Source organism: Virgibacillus sp. M23 (genome assembly GCF_034190895.1).
Lineage (GTDB): Bacteria > Bacillota > Bacilli > Bacillales > Amphibacillaceae > Virgibacillus > Virgibacillus salarius.
Genome location: NZ_JAWDHA010000123.1, coordinates 1 through 1,282, shown reverse-complemented (window position 1 = coordinate 1,282; position 1,282 = coordinate 1). Strand labels below are relative to the sequence as shown.

At 41.3% G+C, this 1,282-nt stretch carries 1 protein-coding gene; it reads right to left on the bottom strand.

The window, feature by feature from the left end; translation table 11 throughout:
• Positions 1–28 precede the first annotated feature (28 nt).
• The coding region (locus RVS70_RS21495) for a transposase (RefSeq protein ID WP_321134756.1) at positions 29–1,282 on the bottom strand (1,254 nt) is incomplete at its 5' end.

The window sequence follows — 1,282 nt, the reverse complement described above, 5'->3', positions numbered from 1 at the left end:
AAGTTTTTTTAATAAAGATCAATTTTATTTATGCAGCTTTTAGCGTCTTATGTTTCATTTCTAGTCTAATCCGATCCGCGGCTAATCTCGAGGCATTATAAACAAGCGTCACTAAATGGAAGTGAAGCCTTGATTTTTTCCCGGTTCGGTGACGGACATTATTCAGTCCAAAGAATTCTTTCAAATAGGCATTAACACGTTCGACAGCGGTACGTTCTTTGTACAGTTCATCCCATTTTTTCGATCCCCTTGCGGGATTGGTGTACTTTCGGATATCTGTAGATTGTCTGATTTTAAAAGTCTTTTGACAAAGTGAGTCGTGTTGTAATGGGCACGTTGCACATTCCTTCGGACGTGTATATTTCAATGTCTTGTATTTTGGATCGAAGCTGTCGTAGCGATAGGAATGCTCTAGGACACAAGTCGGTGCGAAGTACTCGTCATAACCAACCGTCTCTCCTTCGTTACGTCGGTTATATGGAATGACAGCTTGTAGATCCTGATCGATTAATTGTTGATAGATTGGTTCATAATCGTAACCGGCATCGAAAAGGCCAGCAGTAAATAAAGACGGAAGATCGCGATTAATTTTCTTTAATAAAGGGATGGCTGCCTTTCCATCATTGAGGCTACCGGACGTCATCATCCCCGCAAGAATGTACTGGCTTTTTGTGCTAACGGCTAAGTGACCTTTGTAGCCAAACCAGAAGATGTTTTTTCCATCACTGTTTTTCTTGACTCCCCATTTTGGTTCGATGGGGGCTTCATTCAACAACACTTCCACTGATTCAGAAAGCTGATGAACAATTTCTTTTTCATAAATCGGACGCGCTTCTTCCTCGGCCTGTTTTTCTTTGAGCCATTGTTCACGCTCAGCTTTTGGTTTGCGTCCGCGCTTTTTCGGTGTTGTCCTTTCTTTCTTATCGGATGTATGAGCGCGATCTCTTGCCTCGAAATGAGTAGCGTCAATAGCGATGTTTTCTTCGCCGATATGCCCTTCATCGATGGCAAGAAAAATCAGCTCATCATGGATATGTTCCATCTCATCTGATTCACTGATGATAGTAACCATTCTTGAATAAGAAGCTTCAGAAGGAATTTGGTCAGAGTGAAGAAATCCACAGTCATATCGAAAAATAGGATCACGTTTTAAACGCCTAATCAGGTCTTTGATTGTTACAATTCGCTCCACCACACGAGCGATTAATGAGTAGATCATGGCACCGTAATTCAGTTCTCTTGGGGCACCAACTTTATTAGGTTTATCAAATAAATTCAAGAT